Origin of the sequence: Branchiibius cervicis (genome assembly GCF_042661605.1) — a bacterium.
Lineage (GTDB): Bacteria > Actinomycetota > Actinomycetes > Actinomycetales > Dermatophilaceae > Branchiibius > Branchiibius cervicis.
Map to the genome: position 1 here is coordinate 1,163,770 of NZ_JBHSWJ010000002.1, position 21,316 is coordinate 1,185,085.

General features: G+C 69.0%; 17 protein-coding genes, 2 pseudogenes and 1 riboswitch. Of the genes and pseudogenes, 14 read left to right on the plus strand and 5 right to left on the minus strand.

Features of this window, described 5'->3' with window-relative positions; all coding sequences use genetic code 11:
• The first annotated feature begins 7 nt into the window (after window positions 1-7).
• Window positions 8-116: riboswitch (SAM riboswitch) on the plus strand.
• Between the two features lie 35 nt (window positions 117-151).
• From metX to ACFQBT_RS06225, 4 genes are read left to right on the plus strand one after another with little or no spacing between them, the layout of a single operon-like run.
• The gene (gene metX / locus ACFQBT_RS06210) at window positions 152-1,309 is read left to right on the plus strand and encodes a homoserine O-acetyltransferase MetX (RefSeq protein ID WP_377821207.1); all 1,158 of its coding nucleotides are present in this window, start codon (window positions 152-154) and stop codon (window positions 1,307-1,309) included.
• A 39-nt stretch (window positions 1,310-1,348) separates the two neighbouring features.
• A complete protein-coding gene (locus ACFQBT_RS06215) occupies window positions 1,349-1,744 on the plus strand; it encodes a universal stress protein (RefSeq protein WP_377821209.1) in 396 nt (131 codons plus the stop codon).
• Window positions 1,745-1,790: 46 nt separating this feature from the next.
• On the plus strand, window positions 1,791-2,015 hold the full coding sequence (locus ACFQBT_RS06220) for a hypothetical protein (RefSeq protein ID WP_377821211.1): 225 nt from the start codon (window positions 1,791-1,793) through the stop codon (window positions 2,013-2,015).
• On the plus strand, window positions 1,981-3,408 hold the full coding sequence (locus ACFQBT_RS06225; protein ID WP_377821213.1) for an RNA polymerase sigma factor: 1,428 nt from the start codon (window positions 1,981-1,983) through the stop codon (window positions 3,406-3,408). The genes ACFQBT_RS06220 and ACFQBT_RS06225 overlap by 35 nt, the downstream gene beginning before the upstream one ends.
• Window positions 3,409-3,606: 198 nt before the next feature.
• Here ACFQBT_RS06225 and ACFQBT_RS06230 read toward each other — a convergent pair whose 3' ends face one another.
• The 3 genes and pseudogenes from ACFQBT_RS06230 to ACFQBT_RS06240 form a co-directional block, all read right to left on the minus strand.
• Entirely contained in the window at window positions 3,607-5,910 is a 2,304-nt protein-coding gene (locus ACFQBT_RS06230) for a transglutaminase TgpA family protein (RefSeq protein WP_377821215.1), read from the minus strand.
• On the minus strand, window positions 5,907-7,145 hold the full coding sequence (locus ACFQBT_RS06235) for a DUF58 domain-containing protein (RefSeq protein ID WP_377821216.1): 1,239 nt from the start codon (window positions 7,143-7,145) through the stop codon (window positions 5,907-5,909). The genes ACFQBT_RS06230 and ACFQBT_RS06235 overlap by 4 nt, the downstream gene beginning before the upstream one ends.
• Window positions 7,146-7,150: 5 nt before the next feature.
• Window positions 7,151-8,105: pseudogene (locus tag ACFQBT_RS06240) on the minus strand (AAA family ATPase).
• Between the two features lie 392 nt (window positions 8,106-8,497).
• Here ACFQBT_RS06240 and mraZ point away from each other — a divergent pair.
• The 10 genes and pseudogenes from mraZ (at window position 8,498) to murC (ending at window position 20,600) form a co-directional block, all read left to right on the plus strand.
• Window positions 8,498-8,932: a division/cell wall cluster transcriptional repressor MraZ gene (gene mraZ, locus ACFQBT_RS06245; protein ID WP_377821218.1), complete on the plus strand. Its 435-nt coding sequence runs from the start codon at window positions 8,498-8,500 to the stop codon at window positions 8,930-8,932.
• A gap of 141 nt (window positions 8,933-9,073) precedes the next feature.
• Window positions 9,074-10,054, plus strand: coding sequence for a 16S rRNA (cytosine(1402)-N(4))-methyltransferase RsmH (gene rsmH / locus ACFQBT_RS06250; RefSeq protein WP_377821220.1), 981 nt, complete (start codon window positions 9,074-9,076; stop codon window positions 10,052-10,054).
• A gap of 139 nt (window positions 10,055-10,193) precedes the next feature.
• Window positions 10,194-10,772 (plus strand): cell division protein FtsL, encoded by a 579-nt coding sequence (ftsL, locus tag ACFQBT_RS06255; protein ID WP_377821221.1) that lies wholly within the window; start codon window positions 10,194-10,196, stop codon window positions 10,770-10,772.
• 284 nt (window positions 10,773-11,056) lie between these two features.
• Window positions 11,057-12,768: pseudogene (locus ACFQBT_RS06260) on the plus strand (peptidoglycan D,D-transpeptidase FtsI family protein).
• A 13-nt stretch (window positions 12,769-12,781) separates the two neighbouring features.
• Window positions 12,782-14,191 carry a UDP-N-acetylmuramoyl-tripeptide--D-alanyl-D-alanine ligase gene (locus ACFQBT_RS06265; protein WP_377821223.1) on the plus strand — a complete coding sequence of 470 codons (1,410 nt, stop codon included), beginning with the start codon at window positions 12,782-12,784 and terminating at the stop codon, window positions 14,189-14,191.
• Complete coding sequence (gene mraY, locus ACFQBT_RS06270) at window positions 14,188-15,273, plus strand: phospho-N-acetylmuramoyl-pentapeptide-transferase (RefSeq protein WP_377821224.1); 1,086 nt, start codon at window positions 14,188-14,190, stop codon at window positions 15,271-15,273. Before ACFQBT_RS06265 ends, mraY begins: the two co-directional genes overlap by 4 nt.
• Window positions 15,263-16,783 carry a UDP-N-acetylmuramoyl-L-alanine--D-glutamate ligase gene (gene murD, locus ACFQBT_RS06275; RefSeq protein ID WP_377821226.1) on the plus strand — a complete coding sequence of 507 codons (1,521 nt, stop codon included), beginning with the start codon at window positions 15,263-15,265 and terminating at the stop codon, window positions 16,781-16,783. The genes mraY and murD overlap by 11 nt, the downstream gene beginning before the upstream one ends.
• Entirely contained in the window at window positions 16,719-18,032 is a 1,314-nt protein-coding gene (gene ftsW, locus ACFQBT_RS06280; RefSeq protein ID WP_377821228.1) for a putative lipid II flippase FtsW, read from the plus strand. Before murD ends, ftsW begins: the two co-directional genes overlap by 65 nt.
• The gene (locus ACFQBT_RS06285) at window positions 18,029-19,141 is read left to right on the plus strand and encodes a UDP-N-acetylglucosamine--N-acetylmuramyl-(pentapeptide) pyrophosphoryl-undecaprenol N-acetylglucosamine transferase (protein ID WP_377821230.1); all 1,113 of its coding nucleotides are present in this window, start codon (window positions 18,029-18,031) and stop codon (window positions 19,139-19,141) included. The genes ftsW and ACFQBT_RS06285 overlap by 4 nt, the downstream gene beginning before the upstream one ends.
• The gene (gene murC, locus ACFQBT_RS06290) at window positions 19,128-20,600 is read left to right on the plus strand and encodes a UDP-N-acetylmuramate--L-alanine ligase (protein WP_377821232.1); all 1,473 of its coding nucleotides are present in this window, start codon (window positions 19,128-19,130) and stop codon (window positions 20,598-20,600) included. Before ACFQBT_RS06285 ends, murC begins: the two co-directional genes overlap by 14 nt.
• 10 nt (window positions 20,601-20,610) lie before the next feature.
• Here murC and ACFQBT_RS06295 read toward each other — a convergent pair whose 3' ends face one another.
• Window positions 20,611-20,994 carry a LuxR C-terminal-related transcriptional regulator gene (locus ACFQBT_RS06295; RefSeq protein WP_377821234.1) on the minus strand — a complete coding sequence of 128 codons (384 nt, stop codon included), beginning with the start codon at window positions 20,992-20,994 and terminating at the stop codon, window positions 20,611-20,613.
• Window positions 20,976-21,290 (minus strand): hypothetical protein, encoded by a 315-nt coding sequence (locus tag ACFQBT_RS06300; RefSeq protein ID WP_377821236.1) that lies wholly within the window; start codon window positions 21,288-21,290, stop codon window positions 20,976-20,978. Before ACFQBT_RS06300 ends, ACFQBT_RS06295 begins: the two co-directional genes overlap by 19 nt.
• Window positions 21,291-21,316: the final 26 nt, after the last annotated feature.

The window sequence follows — 21,316 nt, forward strand, 5'->3', positions numbered from 1 at the left end:
TTTGACGGGTCAAGAGTTCCAGTGACAAGCCCCGGCTAGCTGGACGGCAACCCTCCTCGCGGTGGGGTGCCCCGGGTGAGGACAAGGCCGGATCCCGCGTCCGGCAACCGCGGGGCCGACCGACCGGCCCCTCCCGTCCGGAGAGGCCAGGATGACTGTCGTTCAATCCCGTATCACGCAGCAGCGGACGCTGCCCACCCCCGATGGCGCCAATCCCCGGGCGCACGCGATCGGCGTACCCGCATTCGTCACCGAATCCGGTGAGCACATCCCGGACCTGGTGATCACCTACCAGACCTGGGGCCGGTTGTCTGCGGCCGCGGACAACGCCATCCTGGTGGAGCACGCACTCACCGGGGACGCGCACGTGGTCGGCCCGGCCGGCCCCGGTCAGCCCACCCCCGGCTGGTGGCCCGGCATCATCGGCCCGGGCGCTCCGTTGGACACCGACACCGGCTTCGTCGTCGCAGTCAACGCGGTCGGCGGGTGCCGCGGTACGACGGGCCCGCACTCCGTGGCGCCCGACGGCCGGGCCTGGGGTTCCCGCTTCCCGCGCACCACCATCCGCGACCAGGTCAACGTCGAAGCGATCGTCGCCGACCATCTGGGCATCGATCGCTGGCAACTGGTTCTCGGCGGTTCGATGGGTGGGATGCGGGCGATCGAATGGGTCGGCAGCTACCCCGAGCGCACCGGCGCCGCGCTGGTCATCGCCAGTACCCCGTGGGCCACCGCCGATCAGGTCGCCTGGGGACATACCCAACTGGTCGCCATCGAGAGCGATCCGGGCTGGCACGGCGGTGACTACTACGACAGCGGCGACACCCCCGAGGCCGGCCTCGGCCTGGCGCGCCGGATCGCGCACACCACCTACCGTTCGGCGGCCGAGCTGAACGATCGGTTCGGGCTCGCGCCGCAGACCGCTCACCGGCCGGTCGACGGCGGCCAGTTCGCCGTGCAGAGCTACCTGGATCATCAGGCCGCCAAACTGGTGCGCCGCTTCGATGCCGGGTCCTATGTCAACCTCACGCGGGCTATGGCCACCCACGACGTGACCCGCGACCGTGGCGACCTGGCCGACGTGCTCGGTAGGTACGACGGGTTGTTGCGGGTCGTCGCCGTCGACAGTGACCGCCTCTTCCCGCCCGCCCTGTCCGAAACGATGGTCGCCGCCTACGGCAGGGAACCGCTGCTCACGATCGCTTCCGAACACGGGCACGACGGGTTCCTGATCGAGCACGACCAAATCGCGGCGATCACCGCGGACGTCGTGGCCGACACCCGTCCCTTGGGTGGCACGTTCAGGTAACGTCTGGGGCCCGGGGTGCCCTCGGGGAGGGAGATCGGGATGACGGTCGTCGTCGCCTACGCAGATTCGGCCGAAGGCGTTGCCGCGCTGTACGCCGGCGCGGATGAATGCCTGCGTCGGCAGCTGCCTCTGACCGTCGTCGACCTCGGCGGCACTCCCGAACCTCTCACCGATGTCACGACTCGCCTTGCGGCGCAGGGTTATTCGGTGAACGTCGTGCCGACCGACGGGACCGGGGACACGGTCGAGGAGGTGCTGCGCGTTGTCGCTCAACGGCAGGCTGCCTTGCTGGTCATCGGACTGCGGCATCGCACCCCGGTCGGCAAACTGATCCTCGGCTCGGCGGCCCAGCGGCTCCTGCTGGATGCCGCATGCCCGGTGCTTGCCGTGCGGCCCGGTCTGCGGCCCGAAAAGGCGTCGGAAGCGTCCGACTGACCGGCGGTCCCGAGCGCTCCGGAGGTTTTTACGAGCGGCCTGCGGAATGATCTGGCCCCGGATGGGTTTTATAATGGTGACCAGCGCATTCCGCAAGGGGGACTTCCCCGCCCCGGAAATGCTCCCCAACACTGACCCGGAAGTCGTCGCGATCGATGTGAACGACCTCGTTCGTCGTGCCGCGGACCCCCGCCGCGGTGAGCGCAACGGCTTCTGCATGTCCTGGAAGGTAGCGAGTGACCTCAGTGTCGAAGACCCAGACAGCGCCTGATGACGCGGCCGAGAACACCAGCACAGCGAAGGCCGACGGGAAGGCTCCCGTGAAGGCGACTGCCCGGAAGACGACCGCCAAGAAGGCTCCGGCCAAGCGCGCCGCCGCGAAGACGACGGCCAAGGTCGCCGGTGCCGCAGCTGCGCCGGCGAAGAAGGCCGCTGCCAAGAAGGCCACGTCCAAGACCGCCGCCAAGAAGACCAGCGAAAAGACTGACCCGGCTGCCGACGAGCAGGACTCACCCGAGGACATCGAGCCCGACGAGGATCTCGAACTCACTGAGGAGGTCGTCGTCGAGGAGACCGTCGACGGCGAGACCCCCGACGCGGCCGGCGAAACCGCCGACGCCACGGACGGCGACGCCGACGGTGAGGGTGATGAGGAGGCGAAGCCGGCCGCCGCCGAGGAGAGCGAGTCGGCTGCGTTCGTCATCCGCCAGGACGATGAGGATGACGCTCCGGCCCAGCAGGTCGTGACCGCCGGCGCCACCGCGGACCCGGTCAAGGACTACCTGAAGCAGATCGGCAAGGTGGCCCTCCTGAACGCCGAGCAGGAGGTCGAGCTCGCAAAGCGCATCGAGGCCGGCCTGTTCGCCGAGGAGAAGCTGAACTCCGGCGACAAGATCGAGATGAAGCTCAAGCGCGAGCTGTGGTGGATCGCCCAGGACGGTAAGAAGGCCAAGAACCACCTGCTGGAGGCCAACCTGCGTCTGGTGGTCTCGCTGGCCAAGCGCTACACCGGGCGCGGCATGCTCTTCCTCGACCTGATCCAGGAGGGCAACCTGGGTCTGATTCGTGCGGTGGAGAAGTTCGACTACACCAAGGGTTACAAATTCTCGACGTACGCCACGTGGTGGATCCGTCAGGCGATCACCCGCGCCATGGCCGACCAGGCGCGCACCATCCGTATCCCGGTGCACATGGTCGAGGTCATCAACAAGTTGGCCCGGGTGCAGCGGCAGATGCTGCAGGACCTCGGTCGCGAGCCGACTCCGGAGGAGTTGGCCAAGGAACTGGACATGACCCCCGAGAAGGTCGTCGAGGTCCAGAAGTACGGTCGCGAGCCCATCTCCTTGCACACCCCGCTGGGCGAGGACGGTGACAGCGAATTCGGCGACCTGATCGAGGACTCCGAGGCGGTTGTCCCGGCCGACGCGGTCAGCTTCACGTTGCTGCAGGAGCAGTTGCACTCCGTGCTGGACACTTTGTCCGAGCGTGAAGCCGGCGTCGTGTCGATGCGTTTCGGGCTCACCGACGGCCAACCGAAGACGCTGGACGAGATCGGGAAGGTCTACGGGGTCACTCGTGAGCGGATCCGTCAGATCGAGTCCAAGACGATGAGCAAGCTGCGCCACCCGTCGCGGTCGCAGGTTCTCCGCGATTACTTGGACTGACGACGAAGAGCGAGGCCGAGGTTGTCGGCGGAGCGTAGCGGAGCCGGCGGCCGTAGGCCGAGGTCGAGGAGTTGGTCCGGTTCTTATGGACTGACGACGAAGAGCGAGGCGGAGGTTGTCGGCGGAGCGTAGCGGAGTCGGCGGCCGTAGGCCGAGGTCGAGGAGTCGGTCCGGTGCGTATGGACTGACCAACTCGGTTCAGCGATGCCGGTCCGCCCACCAGCGAGCCGGTGTCCGCGCTTTTCCGGCGACTGCGTCGCGAAGGGCGAAGAAGGCGCTGCGCGGCCACAGCGCCGCTCGCAGGCGCATCGTCGCCGATGCCGATCGGCGTACGTCGTGCACGATCTCCTGGGCGTCCTGGCGCAGATCCAGCCGGTCGTCGCCGGCGCCTGCATAACGTGCCCGTTCCAACGTCTGCACGGCCTGTCGCAGTGCCCGCTGGCCGTCGCCGCTGAGGTGCAGCTCGTTGCGGTAGTGCCGCTCGAGCGCCCGCGGGGATCCCGGCGGCGGGGCGCTGGCTCCCAGGTCGGACAGGTCCCACACCAACTGCTGCCACTGCGCTTCGACGCGTTGCGGGGTCGGGCGGCCGCTGGCAGCGCTCTCACGACGGCGGCGGGCCAGGATCGGCAGGACCACCGCCCCCGCACCGCCGATGGCCAGGACGGCGAGCAACCAGCCGGCCCAGTGCAGCCACGCCGGCGCCGAGTCACCTGTGGACGAACCGGCCGCGGTGGCCGGTGGCGACGAGGATTGCGCCGCACCGCTGGTCGCTGCCGCGGACGAGGTGTCGGAGTCGTTCTCGCTGGGCTCGGCGTTGCGGCTCACCCCGCCGGTCTGGTCGGCGGTGTACGCCGGTGCCTCCGTCGCGCGGATCCCCGGCGTCGGCTCGAAGCGGGTCCAGCCGATGCCGCTGAACCACAACTCCGGCCACGCGTGCGCGTCGGACTGCCGGACGGCGTACTGGTTCGCGGTCCCGGTCGGGTCGCCGGGTAGGAAGCCGACCGCCAGCCGGGCTGGGATACCGTCCGCGCGGGCCATCATCACCATCGCGCTGGCGAACTGGGTGCAGTACCCCTGCTTGGTCGCCAGGAAGTTGCTCAGCGGATCCAACGGTTGTCCGTCACTGTCGCGGCGGGTGTCGGCCAGTTGCAATGAGTAGGTGAATCCGCCCGCGTTGCGCAGGTAGTTCTGGATGTTGCGGGCCGTCTCCCACTGGGTGCTGGCCCGTAGCGGTGCGAGCGTGCGCCGTACGGCCGACTCCGATGCCCGGTCCACGGCCAGGGCGGGTTCGGAGACGTCCGGGTCGAGTCGTTCGTCGCCCGCGGGTTCCTCGTCGTTCTTCAGCAGGCGATAGGTGAGGGAGTAGTCCTTGACCGAGCCGTTCGGCTGGATGGCGCCGGTGCGTTCGTCGAAGAGCCAGGTGGGCCGGTTCAGGTCTGCGGTCCGCAGCGGGTACGGCGCGGCGAACAGATCGGGGGCCAGAACGCTGCCGCTCACTTTCATCGAGCCGGTGGTGAACCGTGCGTCGGCGTCGGTGGCCGCTGGAACCGGTAGGACCGTGTTGTTGTCGCTGATCACCGCCGAGGGGACGCCCTCGTCGGGCACCCAGTGCCCGTCGCGATACGTGGAGGTCACGGTCACGCGCAGTGGCGGGGTGACCAGGGAACTCGTGGTGTAGGTCAACACCGGTGATGGATTGGTGCTGTTGAGATCAGCGCCGAGGTCCAGGTCGGTGGCGAAGCCGATGGTCACCGGACCGTCACCGGCGCCCCGCGCCAGTCCTTGGGCGAAGAAGTGCGCCGATGCATGCGGGATGAGCATGGGCAGCAGGGCGGCGAGGAGGATGACGGGTACGGCGATCAGCCGGGCGACGTGGCCGTGTCCCGACAGTGGGGACTCCAGGGCGCGCGGCTGCAGCGCCTGGGTGCGCACGGTCACGTCTCGCTGCAGGTCCTGTGCGTGCTGGGTCGCGACCATGGTCAACCAGATGACGGCCAGCACCACGAAGTAGACCGGGTTGAGACCGACGGCGGTGTTGGCCGCTGAGATCAGGAACGCACCGAGCAACGGCACCCCGGCCAGCACGGGGGCCCGCAATGTGGCGGCGCAGATATCGGTGATGAGGGCGAACCCGGTCACCGCCACCGCGATCAGGAAGCGCAGTCCGACGGTCGCCGGAGCCGGGGGAGCGGCGACCTGGCCGGTGTGGATCCCGTCGGCGATCAACGCCTGGGTCGCGTCGAGCAGCACGCCGGGGGACAGCGTGTGCGGAAGGTAGATGAGTGCGATCGCGACCACGGCAAGAAGCACCTGGACCGCGGGAACCAGGGCCGAGGGAGTCCGCACCGCGCGCAGCAGCATTCCGACGCCGGCGACGCCCACGACCATGGCGACGATCGGCCAGATCCACGGGCCGGTCTCGATCAGCGACGTGAGCGGCCAGGCCGCCACCAGCGTCGCCGCCGCTGCGAGCAAGGCCTGCACGCTCGCCGTACGCCTCATAGGGCACCGACCCGGATCAGCGACCGACGGCTGACTTCCTGCCACGCCTCCAACACCGAGGTGGTGGAGCGCACCACACACACCCGCCAGCCCGCACCCGCGAGCGCAGCCCGCAGCAGTTGGGCGCCCGCACTCGGGGCGGCCCCGGGATCCACGAACGTCCCCGTGTCCAGGATGAAGGCCAGGCCGGACGCGCCGGGTTGGCGCATCGCGGCGATGTCGTCGACCCGGTCTTCGACATCGGTCAGGATGGCCACGACGATGGCACCGGCTCGCACAGCTTCGCGGGCGCGCAGGCGCAACCTGCGGAAGGTCTCGCTGTCGCACGTCGTCGCGGTGGCCAGACGCCGCAGCTGCTCGCCCGGCTCTCCCGGTGCGTCGACGCTGGCGTCGGCCAGGGTCTCCGCCGTGGCCAGGTGCACCGAGTAGTGCAACTCGGCAAGGCGGACGACCACGGAGGCTGCGCAACTGACCGCCCACTCGAAGGAATCCTGGCCAGACGGGCCGCGGTGGCCGTTGCTGCGCCCATCCAGCAGGACGAGAGCTGACCGCCTACTGGGCCGGTCTTCCTGGCGGACCATGAGCTCACCGCGGTGAGCCGTGGTCTTCCAGTGCACTTTGCGCAGATCGTCACCCTGGTGATACGCCCGGATGCTGACGTCCTCGTCGCCGTGCAAGGCCACCATCTGTGGTATCTCACCCTCACTGCCGATCCCCGCTCCCGGCGGCTGCGCCGGACCCAGCGGCGTGACGGTCGGCAGGACGATCAATTCGTCGACGCGCTCGTCGGTCCTGCGGCGCCGGGTCAGCCCGAAGGGGTCCTCGATCACGCGTGAGGCCGGACCCAGTCGATGCGCACCGCGGACTGTGCCCTGCACGACATACTGCAACCGCTCGGCATCGTGTGCTCCGATGGCCGGGAGGACGAATTCCTGGGACTCGCCCAGCCGGCTGTCCACCTGCTCCCGGACCCGCGAAACACCGGTACGGCGAGCAGCGGGGTTGGTGGCGATCACCGTCACGGTCGCGCGTTGGCCCCGGCCGATCGAGATCGGCTGCACAGTACGGGTGATCCGCAGATCGCCCGACGCGCGCCGCGCGAACACCGCGGTGACGCCCAGCAGGAGCAGCAGCAGCAACCCCAAGCGGGTGATGTCGGTGTAGCCGAGCAGGATGCCGGACCCGGTCAGCGCGATGCCGACGCCCAGCAGGGTCCAGGCACGGGCGGTGAGCATGACCGTCAGGCGTGCAGGTCGCCGGCCGGCACCGCGACGCGCCGGCTGATCTCGTGGAGTACGTCGGAGGTCCCGCGGTGCAGATGCTGGTTGTCGCTGGACAACATCACGCGGTGGGCGAGTACGGGAACGAACAGCGCCTGGACGTCCTCGGGGATCACGTAGTCGCGACCGTCCAGCGCGGCAGCCGCCCGGGCGGACCGCAGCAGGTGCAGCGAACCGCGGGGGAGGCCCCCAACCGCAGGGCGGGCGTGCTGCGGGTCGCGGTCACCAGGTCGACGACGTACTGCCGCAGAGCGGGACTGGCGTGCACCTTCGCGACGCGGTCGATCGCTCGGGCCACCGTTGCGCCGTCGGTGACCGGCTGCAGGTCGCCCAGCGGATCGTGCTCACCGTGCAGGTCCAGCATCGTGGCTTCAGCGGCTGCCGTCGGGTAGCCCATGGAGATCCGGGCCATGAACCGGTCCCGCTGCGCCTCCGGCAGCGGGAAGGTGCCTTCCATCTCGATGGGGTTCTGGGTCGCCAGCACCATGAAGGGCCGCTGCAGGCGGTAGGTGCGGCCATCGACGGTGACCTGCTCCTCCTCCATGCATTCCAGCAACGCGGACTGGGTCTTGGGGAGGCCCGGTTGATCTCGTCGCCGACCACCACGTTGGCGAAGATCGCACCGGGTCGGAACTCGAACTCGTGGCTGTCCTGGTTGAAGACGCTGACCCCGGTCACGTCGCTGGGCAGCAGGTCGGGAGTGAACTGGATACGACGCATCGGGCAGTCGATGGCCTTCGCCAGCGATTTGGCCAGCATCGTCTTCCCCACACCGGGCACGTCCTCGACCAGGAGATGACCGCGCGCGAGCAACACGATCAGGGCGGTGCGGATCGCCTCGGGCTTGCCCTCGATGACCTGACTGATGGCAGCGTGCAGCGTTGCGCTGAGGGCTTGCACCTCCGGCAGCGACATCGTCGCCGCGTAGGAATCGCGACCCGGGTGGGGGTCGGTGTCGATCGAGCCGTGCTGGGTGGGGCTGGCTGACATACCCGAATCCTGCCATTCCCACCCCCGCTCGTGCCCTCCACCGTGCTCCACCAGCACCTCAGGGGTGCCCTTGACGCGGTCGATGCGTCGAACGCAGGCCGCCTGCGCCGTTCTCCAGGGTGACCGGAGCCGTGCTTCCTCCACCCTGCACCAACCGGTTCTGACCTGCAAAAACGGCCAAATTGTCGGGGCTTTTCAGGGGTAGGAGGCAGACAAGGAGGAGCAGAGTGGAGTAAAGTGGAGCGTGCGGGAGTGAGTTGGTGGACGGTGGGCTCGAAATGTGGCCACCCAGGCGGAAAGCAGGAGGTGGACCGACGATGTTCCTCGGTACCCACCACCCGCGCCTCGACGAGAAGGGCCGGCTGTTCCTCCCCGCGAAATTCCGCGACAAGCTCGCCGGAGGCCTGGTCATGACCCGCGGCCAGGAGCGGTGCATCTACATCTTCACGACGGACAAATTCGCCGACTTCACCGCGGGATTGCAGTCCAGTCCGATCACCAACGCCGAGGCCCGCTCCTTCCAGCGGGTGATGCTCTCGGGTGCGACCGATGACATTCCCGACAAGCAGGGCCGGGTCACCGTGCCGGCCCTGCTGCGCCAGTACGCCGGCCTGGACCGCGACTGCACGGTCATCGGGGTGGGTGACCGCGTCGAGCTATGGGACACCCAGCGCTGGGAGCAGTTCGTGACCGGCGCCGAAGAGGACTTCGCCGCGCGCTCGGAGGAGGTGATCCCCGGAGGCCTCTTCTGATCGACCGCGCTGACCGGTGGCCTCCAGCCGTCCGGAACGTTCCGGCATCACTTCCCCGATGCCGGAGCGACGGACCCGGCGGCTGGGGACCAGCGACCAGCGCGGCGCACACCCTTCCGACCCCCGAAAGGAGCAGGCTCGATGAACAGTTCGCGCAATACCGCCGACCGGCACGTGCCGGTCATGCGCGACCGCATCGTCGACCTGCTGGCCCCTGCTCTCGATCGACCGGGTGCGGTGTTCGTCGACGGCACACTCGGCATGGGCGGGCACACCGAGGCGATCCTGCAACGGCTGCCACACGTCACGGCGTACGGCGTGGACCGGGACCCGCAGGCCCTGGACCTGGCCGGCGCCCGGCTGGCGTCCTTCGGAGAGCGGTTCATCGGCGTACACGCTGTCTATGACCAGACGTTCACGGCGCTGGCCGATCTCGGGGTCGACGAGGTGGACGGGGTGCTCTTCGACCTCGGGGTCTCATCGCTGCAACTCGACGAGGCGGATCGCGGGTTCGCCTACGCCCACGATGCACCCCTGGACATGCGGATGGACCAGACCACGGGCGTCACGGCTGCCGATGTGCTCAACACCTACAGCGGAGCCGATCTGGAGCGCATCCTGCGCGAGTACGGCGAGGAACGCTTCGCCCGGCGGGTCGCCGTGGCCATCGTGCGCGAGCGCCAGCAGGCCCCGTTCACCACCTCGGCCCGGCTGGTCGAGGTGCTGCGGTCGGCGATCCCGGCAGCCTCACAACGCACCGGTGGCCATCCGGGCAAGCGGACCTTCCAGGCGCTGCGCATCGAGGTCAATTCCGAACTCGACGTCTGGCGGGCCGCGCTACCGGCCGCCATCGACCACCTGCGGGTCGATGGCCGGATCGCGGTGTTGTCCTACCACTCACTCGAGGACCGCATCACCAAGCAGGTCCTCGCCGCCGGGGCCAAGAGCACCGCCCCGCCCGGGATCCCGATCGAACTACCCGAGCAAGCGCCGTACCTGCGCCTGCTGACCAGGGGCGCCGAGACGCCCGACGACACGGAAATCGCACAGAACCCGCGGGCCGCCTCGGCCCGGCTGCGCGCCGCGGCGCGTATCCGCACCACCGAAAGGACGTCCGCATGAGTCAGTTGAGCCTGGCCCCCGCCGCCCGCCGGGCAGGAGCCCCGGCGCGTACGGCGCTACCGGCCCCCGGCGTACCGCACCGAGCGCACGTGCCGGGTCCAAGCCCGCCGCGAAGGGCGCTCGCCGCACCGCGCCGGTCGTGGCCCCGCCGCAGACGCGTGCGGTCGGTGTCGGCTTCGTGACCGTCTGCCTGCTGGCCATGGTCGGCGGCCTCGTGGCGTTGCTGCTCCTGAACACCCAGCGCGCGGAGCAATCGTTCGCGCTCGACCGGTTGCAGGCGAAGTCCGCCTCGCTGGCAGCAACCCAGGAGTCGCTCGACAGTCAGCTGGACGCGGTCTCCGCACCGCAGCAGCTGGCGCTGCAGGCCCAGGCGCAGGGCATGGTCCCCGCCAGCTCCGTCCGGTTCGTGGACGGCAATGGCAAGACCGTCGGCGTGGCGAAGGGAAGCGCCTCCGCGAACCCCTTTACGGTGGGAACGCTCCCGAGCACCCCGGCCTCGAAGGTAGCCGTATTGGCCGCCAGCGTCGCCAGTTCGGGAGTGCAACTGCCGGCTGCGCCGCCGGTCACGAAACTGGCCACGGTCCCGCCGGCGCTGCCGAGCACGCCGTCCGCTACCCCGAAAGCCGCCCCGAAGACTTCCGCCACTCCCACCGCCAAGTCCAGCAACAAGTCCACCCCGAGCGCCTCGGCCAAGCCCACGGCCGCACCCACCAAGTGAGCGTGGTGAGGCCACGCAACATGCTTCCCAGCAGAAGGTGATCCGTGACTCCGTCGTCCCAGCCGCCGCGTAGCAAGACCCGACCCGCGGGCCCCGGTGCCAAGGCGCCGCGCGCGACGTCCGGCGGCGCGAAGGGCAGTGCACGCCCGGCGCGTGCGGCGGCCGCCCCGCCACGGCAGCCCAGGAGTCCCAAGCCGGTCCGGCTGGGGATGGGCCACCCGCGACGCCGGGCCCGGTTCCTGATGGTCGGAGTGCTGTTCATCTTCAGTCTGCTCGCGGCACAGATGTTCCGCATCCAGGGCATCGACGCGGCCACCGTGTCGCAACAGGCCTACGAGTCCCGGATTGCGAGGGTGACCACCCCGGCGGCGCGCGGCAGCATCGTCAGTGATGACGGCACCCCGCTGGCCGTGACGGTCGAGCGACGCAACGTGACCGCCGACGCAACGGCGACCGCGCAGTACGGCAACGACAACGGCGTGCGCACGGATGGGGCGCTCCAGAAGGCCGCCCAGCGGATCGCCCCGATCGTGCAGGCCGACCCCGACGCCGTCTACGCGACCCTGGCCAAGGCCAACGCCGCGAACAAGCAGTTCGTCTACCTGGTCAAGGACATCTCGCCGGCGCAGTGGAAGCAGATCAACGCGCTCGGCATCCCCGGGATCTACTCCGAGAAGGTCATGAAGCGGGAATATCCGCAAGGCACCAGCGTGGCGCCCCTGGTCGGGTGGGTGAACTCCGATGGCGAGGGCGCCGGCGGTGTGGAAGTGATGGAGAACAAACTGCTCAACGGCACCCCCGGAGTGCACGTCTTCGAGCGCGACGCCTACGGCCAGCCGATCGCGACCGGTGAGTCCAAGGACACCCCGGCCAAACCGGGCGAATCCGTCAAGCTGACGATCGACAACGACCTGCAGTGGTACGCCTCCAACGCGATCGCCGCCGAGGTGAAGAAGTACAACGCCGACGACGGCTCGGTGGTCGTCCTCGATCTGAACGGACACATCAAGGCGGCGGCGTCGTACCCCAGCTTCGACAACAACAACATCGGCTCAGCAACCGGCAACCTCAACTCGTTGCCGTTCACGTTGGCCTACGAGCCCGGCTCGACCAGCAAGATGGTGACGTTCTCGACGCTGCTGCAGGCCGGCAAGGTCACTCCGGCGTCACAGTTCACGGTGCCCAACCGGCTGCTTCGGGCCGGCAAGAGCCTGCAGGACTCCCACAACCACCCCACGTTGTCGCTGACCGCGGCCGGAATCGTCGCCGAGTCCTCGAATATCGGGACCGTGCTGGCCGGCGAGCAACTCGATCCGTCCATCCTCTACTCCTCGATGAAGAAGTTCGGGTACGGCGCTCCCACCGGGATCGGGTTCCCGGGGAGAGCGGTGGCCTGCTGGCCGACCCCGCCGACTGGAACGGCACCCAGCGCTACACGGTGCTCTACGGCCAGGGCCTGTCCACCACGCTGCTCCAGCAGGCGTCGGTGGCGCAGACCATCGCCAACAAGGGCACCCGCACTCCGCTGTCGTTGATCGCCGGCACCAGCACCGACGGTCAGACGTGGACCGCGCCGCAAGACTCCCGGACCCCGACCCGGGTCATCTCCGAGCAGGTCGCGAAGGAAATGACCACGATGATGCAGGGCGTGGTCGACGAGAAAGACGGTACGGCGCCCGGCGCCAAGGTGGCCGGCTACAACGTCGCCGGCAAGACCGGGACGGCCGACCGCTACAGCGTGACCGCCCACGGCTACAAGGGGCACATCGCCTCGTTCATCGGTTTCGCCCCGGTCGACAACCCGCAGTACATCGTCGCGGTCATGGTCGACAACCCCAAGTCCGGGTCGATCTTCGGTGGTGACATCGCGGCGCCGGTCTTCTCCCAGATCATGGGTTACGCGCTGCACCGCGGTGGGACGCCGCTGGACACCGCCACACCGACGCTGTTCCCCACGACGTGGGATCACAAGACCGACAACGAGTCGGACAACTGACCGGCGCGGTTGCATGATTCCCTCCTCCCTCACCCGGATCGCGCGGGCGATCGATGCCGAGTTGACCGGTCCGGGCGCCGACGATGTCGTCGTCGACGGTCCGGTGGTCATCGACTCGCGCCTGGCCGAAGCCGGGTCGCTGTACGTCGCCCGGATCGGCGAACACGCCGACGGTCACCTGTTCGCCCCCGCCGCGGTCGCTGCTGGAGCGGTGGCGGTGCTCGGCCTGCGGCCCATCGACGGCGTCCCCACCCTGGTGGTCGCCGATGTGCAGGATGCCTTCGCCCGGTTGGCCCGCTTCGTGGTCGACCAGAGCCCGGATCTGCAGATCGTCGGGATCACCGGAAGTTCCGGCAAGACCTCGACCAAGGACCTGCTCGCCCAGGTGCTGGCAACCCAGGGTCCGACCGTCGCACCGGTCGGATCCTTCAACTCCGAGGTCGGTGTGCCGCTGACCGTGTGCCGGGTGACTGCGCAGACGAAGTACCTGGTCGCCGAGATGGGTGCCGACGGGATCGGCCACATCGCCTACCTGACCAAGATCGCGCCGCCGCGGATCGGCATCGTGCTCAACGTCGGAACGGCCCATCTGGCCGGTTTCGGCAGCGTCGAAGCCATCGCCTCCACCAAATCGGAACTGGTCGCCGCTCTGCCGCCGGACGGACTAGCCATTCTCAATGCCGACGACGAGCGGGTGCGCGCCATGCAGGCCGTCACCGATGCCCGCGTGCTCCTCGTGGGCACCGGCCGCGACGCCGACCTGCGCGCCAGTGACGTGACCCTGGACGAGCTCGGCCGGCCGCATTTCCTGCTGCACGGACTCACCGATGACCCCGCGCCGGTGCCGATGGCCCTGAGCCTCGCCGGTGCCCATCAGGTCGGCAACGCGCTGGCAGTACTCGCTGCCGCCCGTGAGCTCGGCGTCGAAACCCAGCAGGCGCTGACCGCGCTCCAGGCGGCCGGGCCGGTCAGCCGGTGGCGGATGGAGATCTTCGACCTACCGGGGAACAGGCGCATCGTCAACGATGCCTACAACGCCAACCCCGACTCGATGGCTGCCGCCCTGCGCGCCGTCGCCGCCATGGCTGCCGGGCCGGATCGGCGCACGATCGCCGTGCTGGGCCAGATGCTCGAACTCGGCGACATCTCGTACGCCGCGCACGAGCAGGTCGGGCGGTTGGCCGCGCAGGTGGGGATCGACGTACTCGTAGCGGTCGGGCCCGGCGCTGAGCCGATCGGCACCGCCGCACAAGCCCTCGGAGTCCCGGTCCGGTTCGTCCCGGATGTCGATGCCGCGCACGAGGCGGTGAGCGGCATGATGGAAGATGGCGACGTCGTCTTGTTCAAATCGAGTAGGGATTCCGGCTTGCGTTACCTCGGGGATCGCATCACCGCCGAAGCCGGAGGAGTGGTGCCGCAGTGAAGGCCGTCCTCATCGGTTCGCTGACCGCGTTGTTGATCGGCTTGTTCGGCACCCGGGCGTTCATCGGCTTCCTGGTGAAGAAGGGTTACGGCCAGTTCATCCGCGACGACGGACCCACCAGCCACCACACCAAGCGGGGCACGCCGACCATGGGCGGCGCAGTGATCATCGGTGCAACCCTCGTCGGGTACGTCGTGGCGCACCTGGCTACGCTGACCGAGCCCAGTGTCTCCGGACTGCTGGTCCTCGGGCTGATGGTGGGCCTTGGCGTCGTGGGGTTCGCCGACGACTGGACCAAGATCAGTCGTCACCGCTCCCTGGGCCTGAACACCTACCAGAAGCTCGCCTGCCAGGTGGTGATCGCGACCGTCTTCGCCATCCTGGCCGTCAATTTCCCGGACAGAGGCGGGCGCACCGCGGCCAGCTGGCACATCTCCTTCGTCCGTGACACCTGGGTCAACCTGGCGTTCGCGGGTACGGGCCTCGGGCTGATCCTGTTCATCATCTGGGCAAACCTGCTGGTGGCCGGCACCTCCAACGGGGTCAACCTCACCGACGGTCTCGACGGTCTGGCGACCGGTGCCTGCGTGATGGTCTTCGGGGCCTACCTGCTGATCTGCATCTGGCAGTTCAACCAGAACTGCGAGTACGTCGAGACCACCAAGTGCTACAACGTGCGAGATCCCTACGACCTGGCGGTGATCGCCGGCTGCATCACCGCCGCCTGTTTCGGGTTCCTGTGGTGGAACGCCGCGCCGGCCAAGATCTTCATGGGCGACACCGGGTCGTTGGCGCTCGGCGGCGCCCTGGCCGGGCTGGCGATCACCACCCGCACCGAACTGCTGCTGGTGATCATCGCCGGGCTCTTCGTCATGGAGGCCGCGTCGGTGATCCTGCAGGTGGGGTCGTTCAAATTGCGCGGCGGCAAGCGCGTGTTCCGGATGGCGCCGATCCATCACCATTTCGAGTTACTGGGGTGGGCTGAGATCACCGTGACGGTACGGTTCTGGATCATCGCCGGGCTGTGCGTCTCGGTGGGGTTGGGTCTCTTCTACGCGGAGTGGGTCGTCGGTGCCTCCTGAATCCGGAGAGTTGTGGCCGGTGGACCCGGCGTACGAGCCCCTGCACGGTGCGTTGGGCCTGACTCATCGCGACGCCGACTGGTCCGGGCTGTCAGTCGCCGTCATGGGCCTGGGGGTGAGCGGTTTCGCTGCGGCGGATGCCCTGCTCGAGCGCGGCGCCGCGGTGACGGTCCTTTCCAGTTCGCACACGCAACGTGAAGCCGAGCGGGCGCAGATCCTGGACGTGCTCGGGGCGCGGGTTCTGTTCGGTCCGGAGCACCAGCAGACCCCGCCGCAAGGGACCAATCTCGTGGTCACCTCACCGGTCGTGCCCCCGACGCACCCGCTGATGGTGGCCGCCGACGCGGCGGGAATCCCCATCTGGGGTGAGGTCGAACTCGCCTGGCGGATGCGGGCCCGTGAGGGAGCCGCACCCTGGCTGACGGTCACCGGCACCAACGGCAAGACCACGACGGTGACGATGCTGGAGTCGATCCTGCGCGCGGCCGGTCTGCGGGCCGTGGCGGCCGGCAACGTCGGCCTGCCTATCCTCGAAGCGGTGCTGCACCCGCAGCCCTACGACGTGATCGCGGTCGAGTTATCCAGCTTCCAGCTGTACTGGTCCCGCTCCATTTCCCCGGTGGCGTCGGTGTGTCTCAACGTTGCCCCCGACCACATCGACTGGCACGGCTCTTTCGAGGAGTACGCCCGCTGCAAGGGCCGGGTCTACGAGCGCACCCAGGTGGCCTGCCTCTACAACGAGCAGGACCCGCTGACCCGCGAGCTGGTCGAGCAAGCCGAGGTGGTCGAGGGTGCTCGCGCGATCGGGTTCACCCTGGGTATCCCGGCGGTGTCCATGCTCGGGGTCGTCGACGACGCGTTAGCCGATCGGGCGTTCGTCGAGGACCGCCGGCACAACGCTGCCGAACTGGCCCGGTTCGCAGACCTTTCCGTCGCCGGGGAAGATCCGGCGCCGCACTACGTCGCCAACGCGCTGGCCGCGGCGGGACTGGCCCGGGCGTACGGCGTGCCACCCGTGGCCGTGCGCGACGGCCTGCGGGACTACCGCCCCCAACCGCATCGCACCACCCACGTGGTCACGCACGACGGGGTCCGATACATCGACGATTCCAAGGCCACCAACCCGCAGGCGGCCGGTGCCGCTCTCGCGGCGTACGACCCGATCGTCTGGATTGCCGGCGGCCAACTGAAGGGCGCCGAGATCGACGATCTGGTGGCCGCGTCCGCCTCGCGGTTGCGGGCGGCGATCGTCCTGGGCGTGGATCGTGACGTGATCGTGGCCGCGTTGCAGCGACACGCACCGGATGTCCCACGGCTGGTCATCGATGACACCGACACTGGTGCCATGGATCAGGCGGTGGCTATGGCGATCGAAGCCGCCCGACCGGGGGACACCGTGCTGCTGTCCCCGGCGGCCGCATCGCTGGACATGTTCGAGAACTACGGTGCCCGCGGCGACGCGTTCGCCGCCGCGGTCCGCCGGGCGCTGGGACTGGACGAAGACGCGTGACCGCATCGACCGGCGCGGACAGCGCCGCACCGGCCGGGGGTTACGACGGGCGATCCGCGCGGGCTGGGAACGTCTTGAGTCGCCCGTCGCGCCCTACTACCTGATCTTGGGCTCGACGGTGTTGCTGACCGTCTTCGGTCTGGTGATGGTGCTGTCCGCATCCAGCGTGGAACTGCTGACCAAAGACCGCTCCCCGTATTCCGCGTTCATCAACCAGGCGGTCTTCGCAGGCTTCGGCGCGCTCGGCGCATTCGTGGCCAGCCAACTCACGTTGCGGTGGTGGAAACGGCTGGCGTTCCCGGTCTACGCCCTGGCCGTCGTTCTTCTGGCCGCGGTCACGCGGTTCGGCGTCGAGATCGGCGGCAACAAGAACTGGCTGGCTTTCGGACCGATCACCCTGCAACCTTCGGAGTTGGCCAAGTTGGCGCTGGTGCTGGTCGGGGGAGCGGTGCTGACCCGCAAACGCCCGCTCATCGCGCAGGCCCGGCACGCCCTCATCCCTTACGTGTTCCCGCTGGCGATCATCGCGATCGGTCTGGTGATGGCCGGCCAGGACCTCGGCACCACCCTGATACTCGGCTTGATCGTGGGCACGGCCCTGTTCGTCGCCGGGATGCGACTGCGGGTCTTCGGCGTCTTCGCCGTCATCGTGGCCACGCTGGCCATCGTCGGCGTCGCCACCCGGGGCAGCCGGATGAGCCGGATCAGTGCCTGGGTCGGAAGCTGCAGTGACGTCCACGCGGACGGCTGCTGGCAGAAGGTGCACGGCCTGTACGCCATGGCCGACGGCGGCTGGTGGGGTGTGGGCCTGGGGGCATCCCGGGAGAAGTGGTCCTGGCTGCCGGAGGCCCACAACGACTTCATCTTCGCGATCGTCGGCGAGGAACTCGGCCTGCCCGGCACGTTGGCCCTTCTCGCGCTGTACGTGGCCCTCGCCTTCGGCTGCTACCGCCTGATCGTGTTGTCCAAGGACAACTTCGTGCGGATCACCACCGCCGCGACAATGGTCTGGATCCTCGGCCAGGCCGCCATCAACATCGGCTCGGTGACCGGGCTGCTGCCGATCATCGGTATCCCGCTGCCGCTGCTGTCCTCCGGTGGCTCCGCGCTGATCACCACCCTCGTCGCGCTGGGGATGTTGCTGTCGTTCGCCCGTAACGAGCCGGCGGCCAAACGCATGCTCGGTTCGAGGCCCAGCGTCCTGCGCAGTGCGATGGCCGTTCTTCCCGCGCGGGGGAAACGTTCGTGACCGATGCTCCATCGGTCGTCCTCGCCGGCGGCGGGACGGCCGGACACATCTCGCCGCTGCTCGCCACCGCCGAGGCACTGCTGGTCGCCCACCCCGACGCCCGGATCACCGTGCTCGGCAGCCATGGCGGTCTGGAGGAGCGCATCGTGCCCGCCGCCGGCTTCGACCTGCGGTTGATCCCCAAGGCGGCGTTCCCTCGCCGGCCGGACCTGGACGCGGTGAGGTTCCCGGCCCGCTTGCGCCGCGCCGTACGCACCACCCGTGACCTTCTGCACGAGGTGGACGCGGACGCGGTGGTCGGGTTCGGCGGATTCGTCAGTCCGCCGGCGTTCCTGGCCGCCCGGCGCGCGGGGGTGCCGATCGTGGTCCACGAAGGCAACGCGATGCCGGGGATGGCTACCAAGCTCGGCGCGCGGCTGACCGACCACGTCGCAACGACCTTCCACGCCACCGACCTGCCGCACGCCACACGGACCGGGATGCCGCTACGGCAACAGATCACCTCCGTCGACCGGGCCGCGCTACGACCGGAGGCGCTGGCGCGATACGGCCTGGCCGACGACCGCGCGACCGTCCTGGTGACCGGCGGCTCCCTGGGTGCCAAGTCGATCAACGATGCTTTCGCCGGTGCCGTGCGCGGCATGCGTGCCGCCGGTATCCAGGTGCTGCACATCACCGGGCGGGGCAAGGAATTCGATCCCGGCGCGGGGGCAGGCGCGGACCCGGCCTACGTCGTCGTCCCGTACGCCGATCGCATGGAACTCGCGTACGCCGTGGCTGACCTGGTGGTCACGCGGGCCGGCGGCAACATGGTCTGCGAGGTCGGATCCCTCGGCCTGCCAGCGGTGTTCGTGCCGCTGCCGCACGGCAACGGCGAGCAGCGACTGAACGCGGCCGACGCCGTCGAAGCCGGAGCCGCGGTGCTGGTCCCCGACGAGGAGTTCACGGCGGCCTGGATCAGCGCGAACCTGCCCGACCTGGTACGTGACTCGGCCCGGCTGGCGGCGATGTCCGACGCCGCGGCCGGTCAGGGCCATCAGCACGCAGCGGCCGCTCTGGTGGCCATGATCGATGAAGCGATCGGAGAGCGCAGCCATGGTGTTCGGTAGGAACGACCGGTTCGACTTCACCGCTTCGCTGCCTCACCTGGCCGACGCCACGCATGTGCACTTCATCGCGATCGGCGGCTCCGGCATGGTCGGCATCGCCAAACTGTTCCTCGGCTATCGCCGCCCGGACGGCTCCGCGATCACCGTCACCGGCTCGGATCGCTCCGAGTCCGAGAGGGTTTCGGACGCCCGCGACCACGGGGCAACGGTCACCATCGGCCAGAGCGCCCGGACGGCACGGGAGCTGCCCGATAGCGCCTGGGTCGTGGTGTCGACGGCGATCCGTGAGGACAACCCGGAGTTGCAGGTGGCCAGGGAGCGCGGGTTGCTGATCCTGCATCGCAGCCAGGCGATCGTCGTGGCCATGGACGGTCGTGATGCGATCGCCGTTACCGGCACCAACGGCAAGACCACGACGAGCTCCATCGCCACCGTGGCGATGCGGGCCTGCGGTCTCGATCCATCGTTCATCACCGGTGCGGCCATCGGCGGAATCGGCGCGAGTTCCGGTGCAGGGCAGGGTGATTATTACGTTGCCGAGGTGGACGAGTCGGACGGCTCGTTCGTCGTCTATCACCCGAAGGTGGCCATCGTCACCAGCATCCGGGAGGACCACCTGGATTTCTGGGGCGACCTGGAGACGATGTTCGACGGCTACGTGGCCTTCGCCGAAACGATCCAGGACGGTGGCCTGCTGGTCGCGTGCGCTGACGAGGCCGGCTCCGCGCGGCTGGCCCGGATCGCCCGAGCGCGCGGGATCCGCACCGCGACCTACGGTCACGGACCCGAAGCCGACCTGCAGTTGACGCAGGAGTCGTTGGGGCCGGAGCATTGGGCGGCGACCGTGCGCTTCGCCGACACCGGTGAGGAGCACCGTATGCACGTGCAGATTCCCGGGGCGGTGAATCTGATGAACGCTGCGTCCGTGGTGCTCGCTCTGTCCGAAGGACTCGGCGTCGCACGCGATCGTGCCGTCTGGGCCGTCGGTGAATTTACTAGTGTCAAAAGGCGGTTCGAGCTGCGCGGCACCCCGCGGGGCATCCGGGTCATCGACGACTACGCCCACAACGCGGACAAGGTCGCTGCGCTGGTTCAGACCGGTGTCGCTACCAAGGGCGACGGCAAGGTGATCGCGGTCTTCCAACCCCACCTGTTCACCCGCACCCAGCGCTTCGCGCAGCAGTTTGCCGACGCCATGGCGCCGGCCGACGTGGCGATCGTCATGGACGTCGCGCCGTCGCGGGAGGATCCGATTCCCGGCGTCACCGGTGCGCTGATCGCCGATCGCATCGTGGGCACGAGGGCCATCTATGCGCCGACGGACGAGGCGACCATCCAGGCCATCCTGGAGCATGCAGAGCCGGGGGATCTGGTGCTGCTGGCCGGATCGGGCTATGTCACCACGATCGTGCCGCGGATCGTCGCCTCTTTGGAGACCGGGCAGCTCGAACCGGTCTGAGGCGGCCCACTTACCAGCGCGCCTGGCGGCGCCAATCCTCATCGGCGATGAGGTAGCCGTCCGCGATGAGGGCGGCGGCCAATTCTTCGCGCGTGTGCACCGCAACCCCGCTGTGGCGGTATTTGCGCCGGGCGGCGGCGATGTGCGTCTTCACGGTCGTAGGGGCCAACCCGAGGGAGCGCCCGATCGAGGCGGGTGTCAGACCTCGACGGGAAGCGTGCAGGCTGGCCAACTGCAACTCGCGGTCGGTCAGGTGGGTACCGACGCGCGGCGTCGAGGGTCGGGCAACCGGACGTTCAGCGGCGTATTCGCGGACCGCTGCGGTGACGGCTTCGAGCGTGCCGGCCGGCTCCAGCCAGGCGGTCGCGCCTTCGATCAATGCTCGATCGCGCACGGCGGGGAGTAGACCGTGCCCAGCACGATGACGCCGGAGCGCTCCCGCACCAGGCTGCGCACCTTGAGCGCGAGGGGGACGTGGTCGTCCAGGTAGGCGTCCACAACCGCCCACGAGGGGGCGAAGTCCCAGGTGCGGACGAAGTCTGCCCAGGAGTACATCGCCGTGACGGCCGCCGGGGTGTCGGGGCAGGCCAGGCTTTCGCGAAGGGCCTCGGCGACGATCGGGCTGCTGTGCAGGATGACGACCCGCCGGGCGGACCCAGGCGTCACCTCCGGGTGCTCCTCCTGCCTCACATCGCCCGAGAATAGCTGCGCCTCCC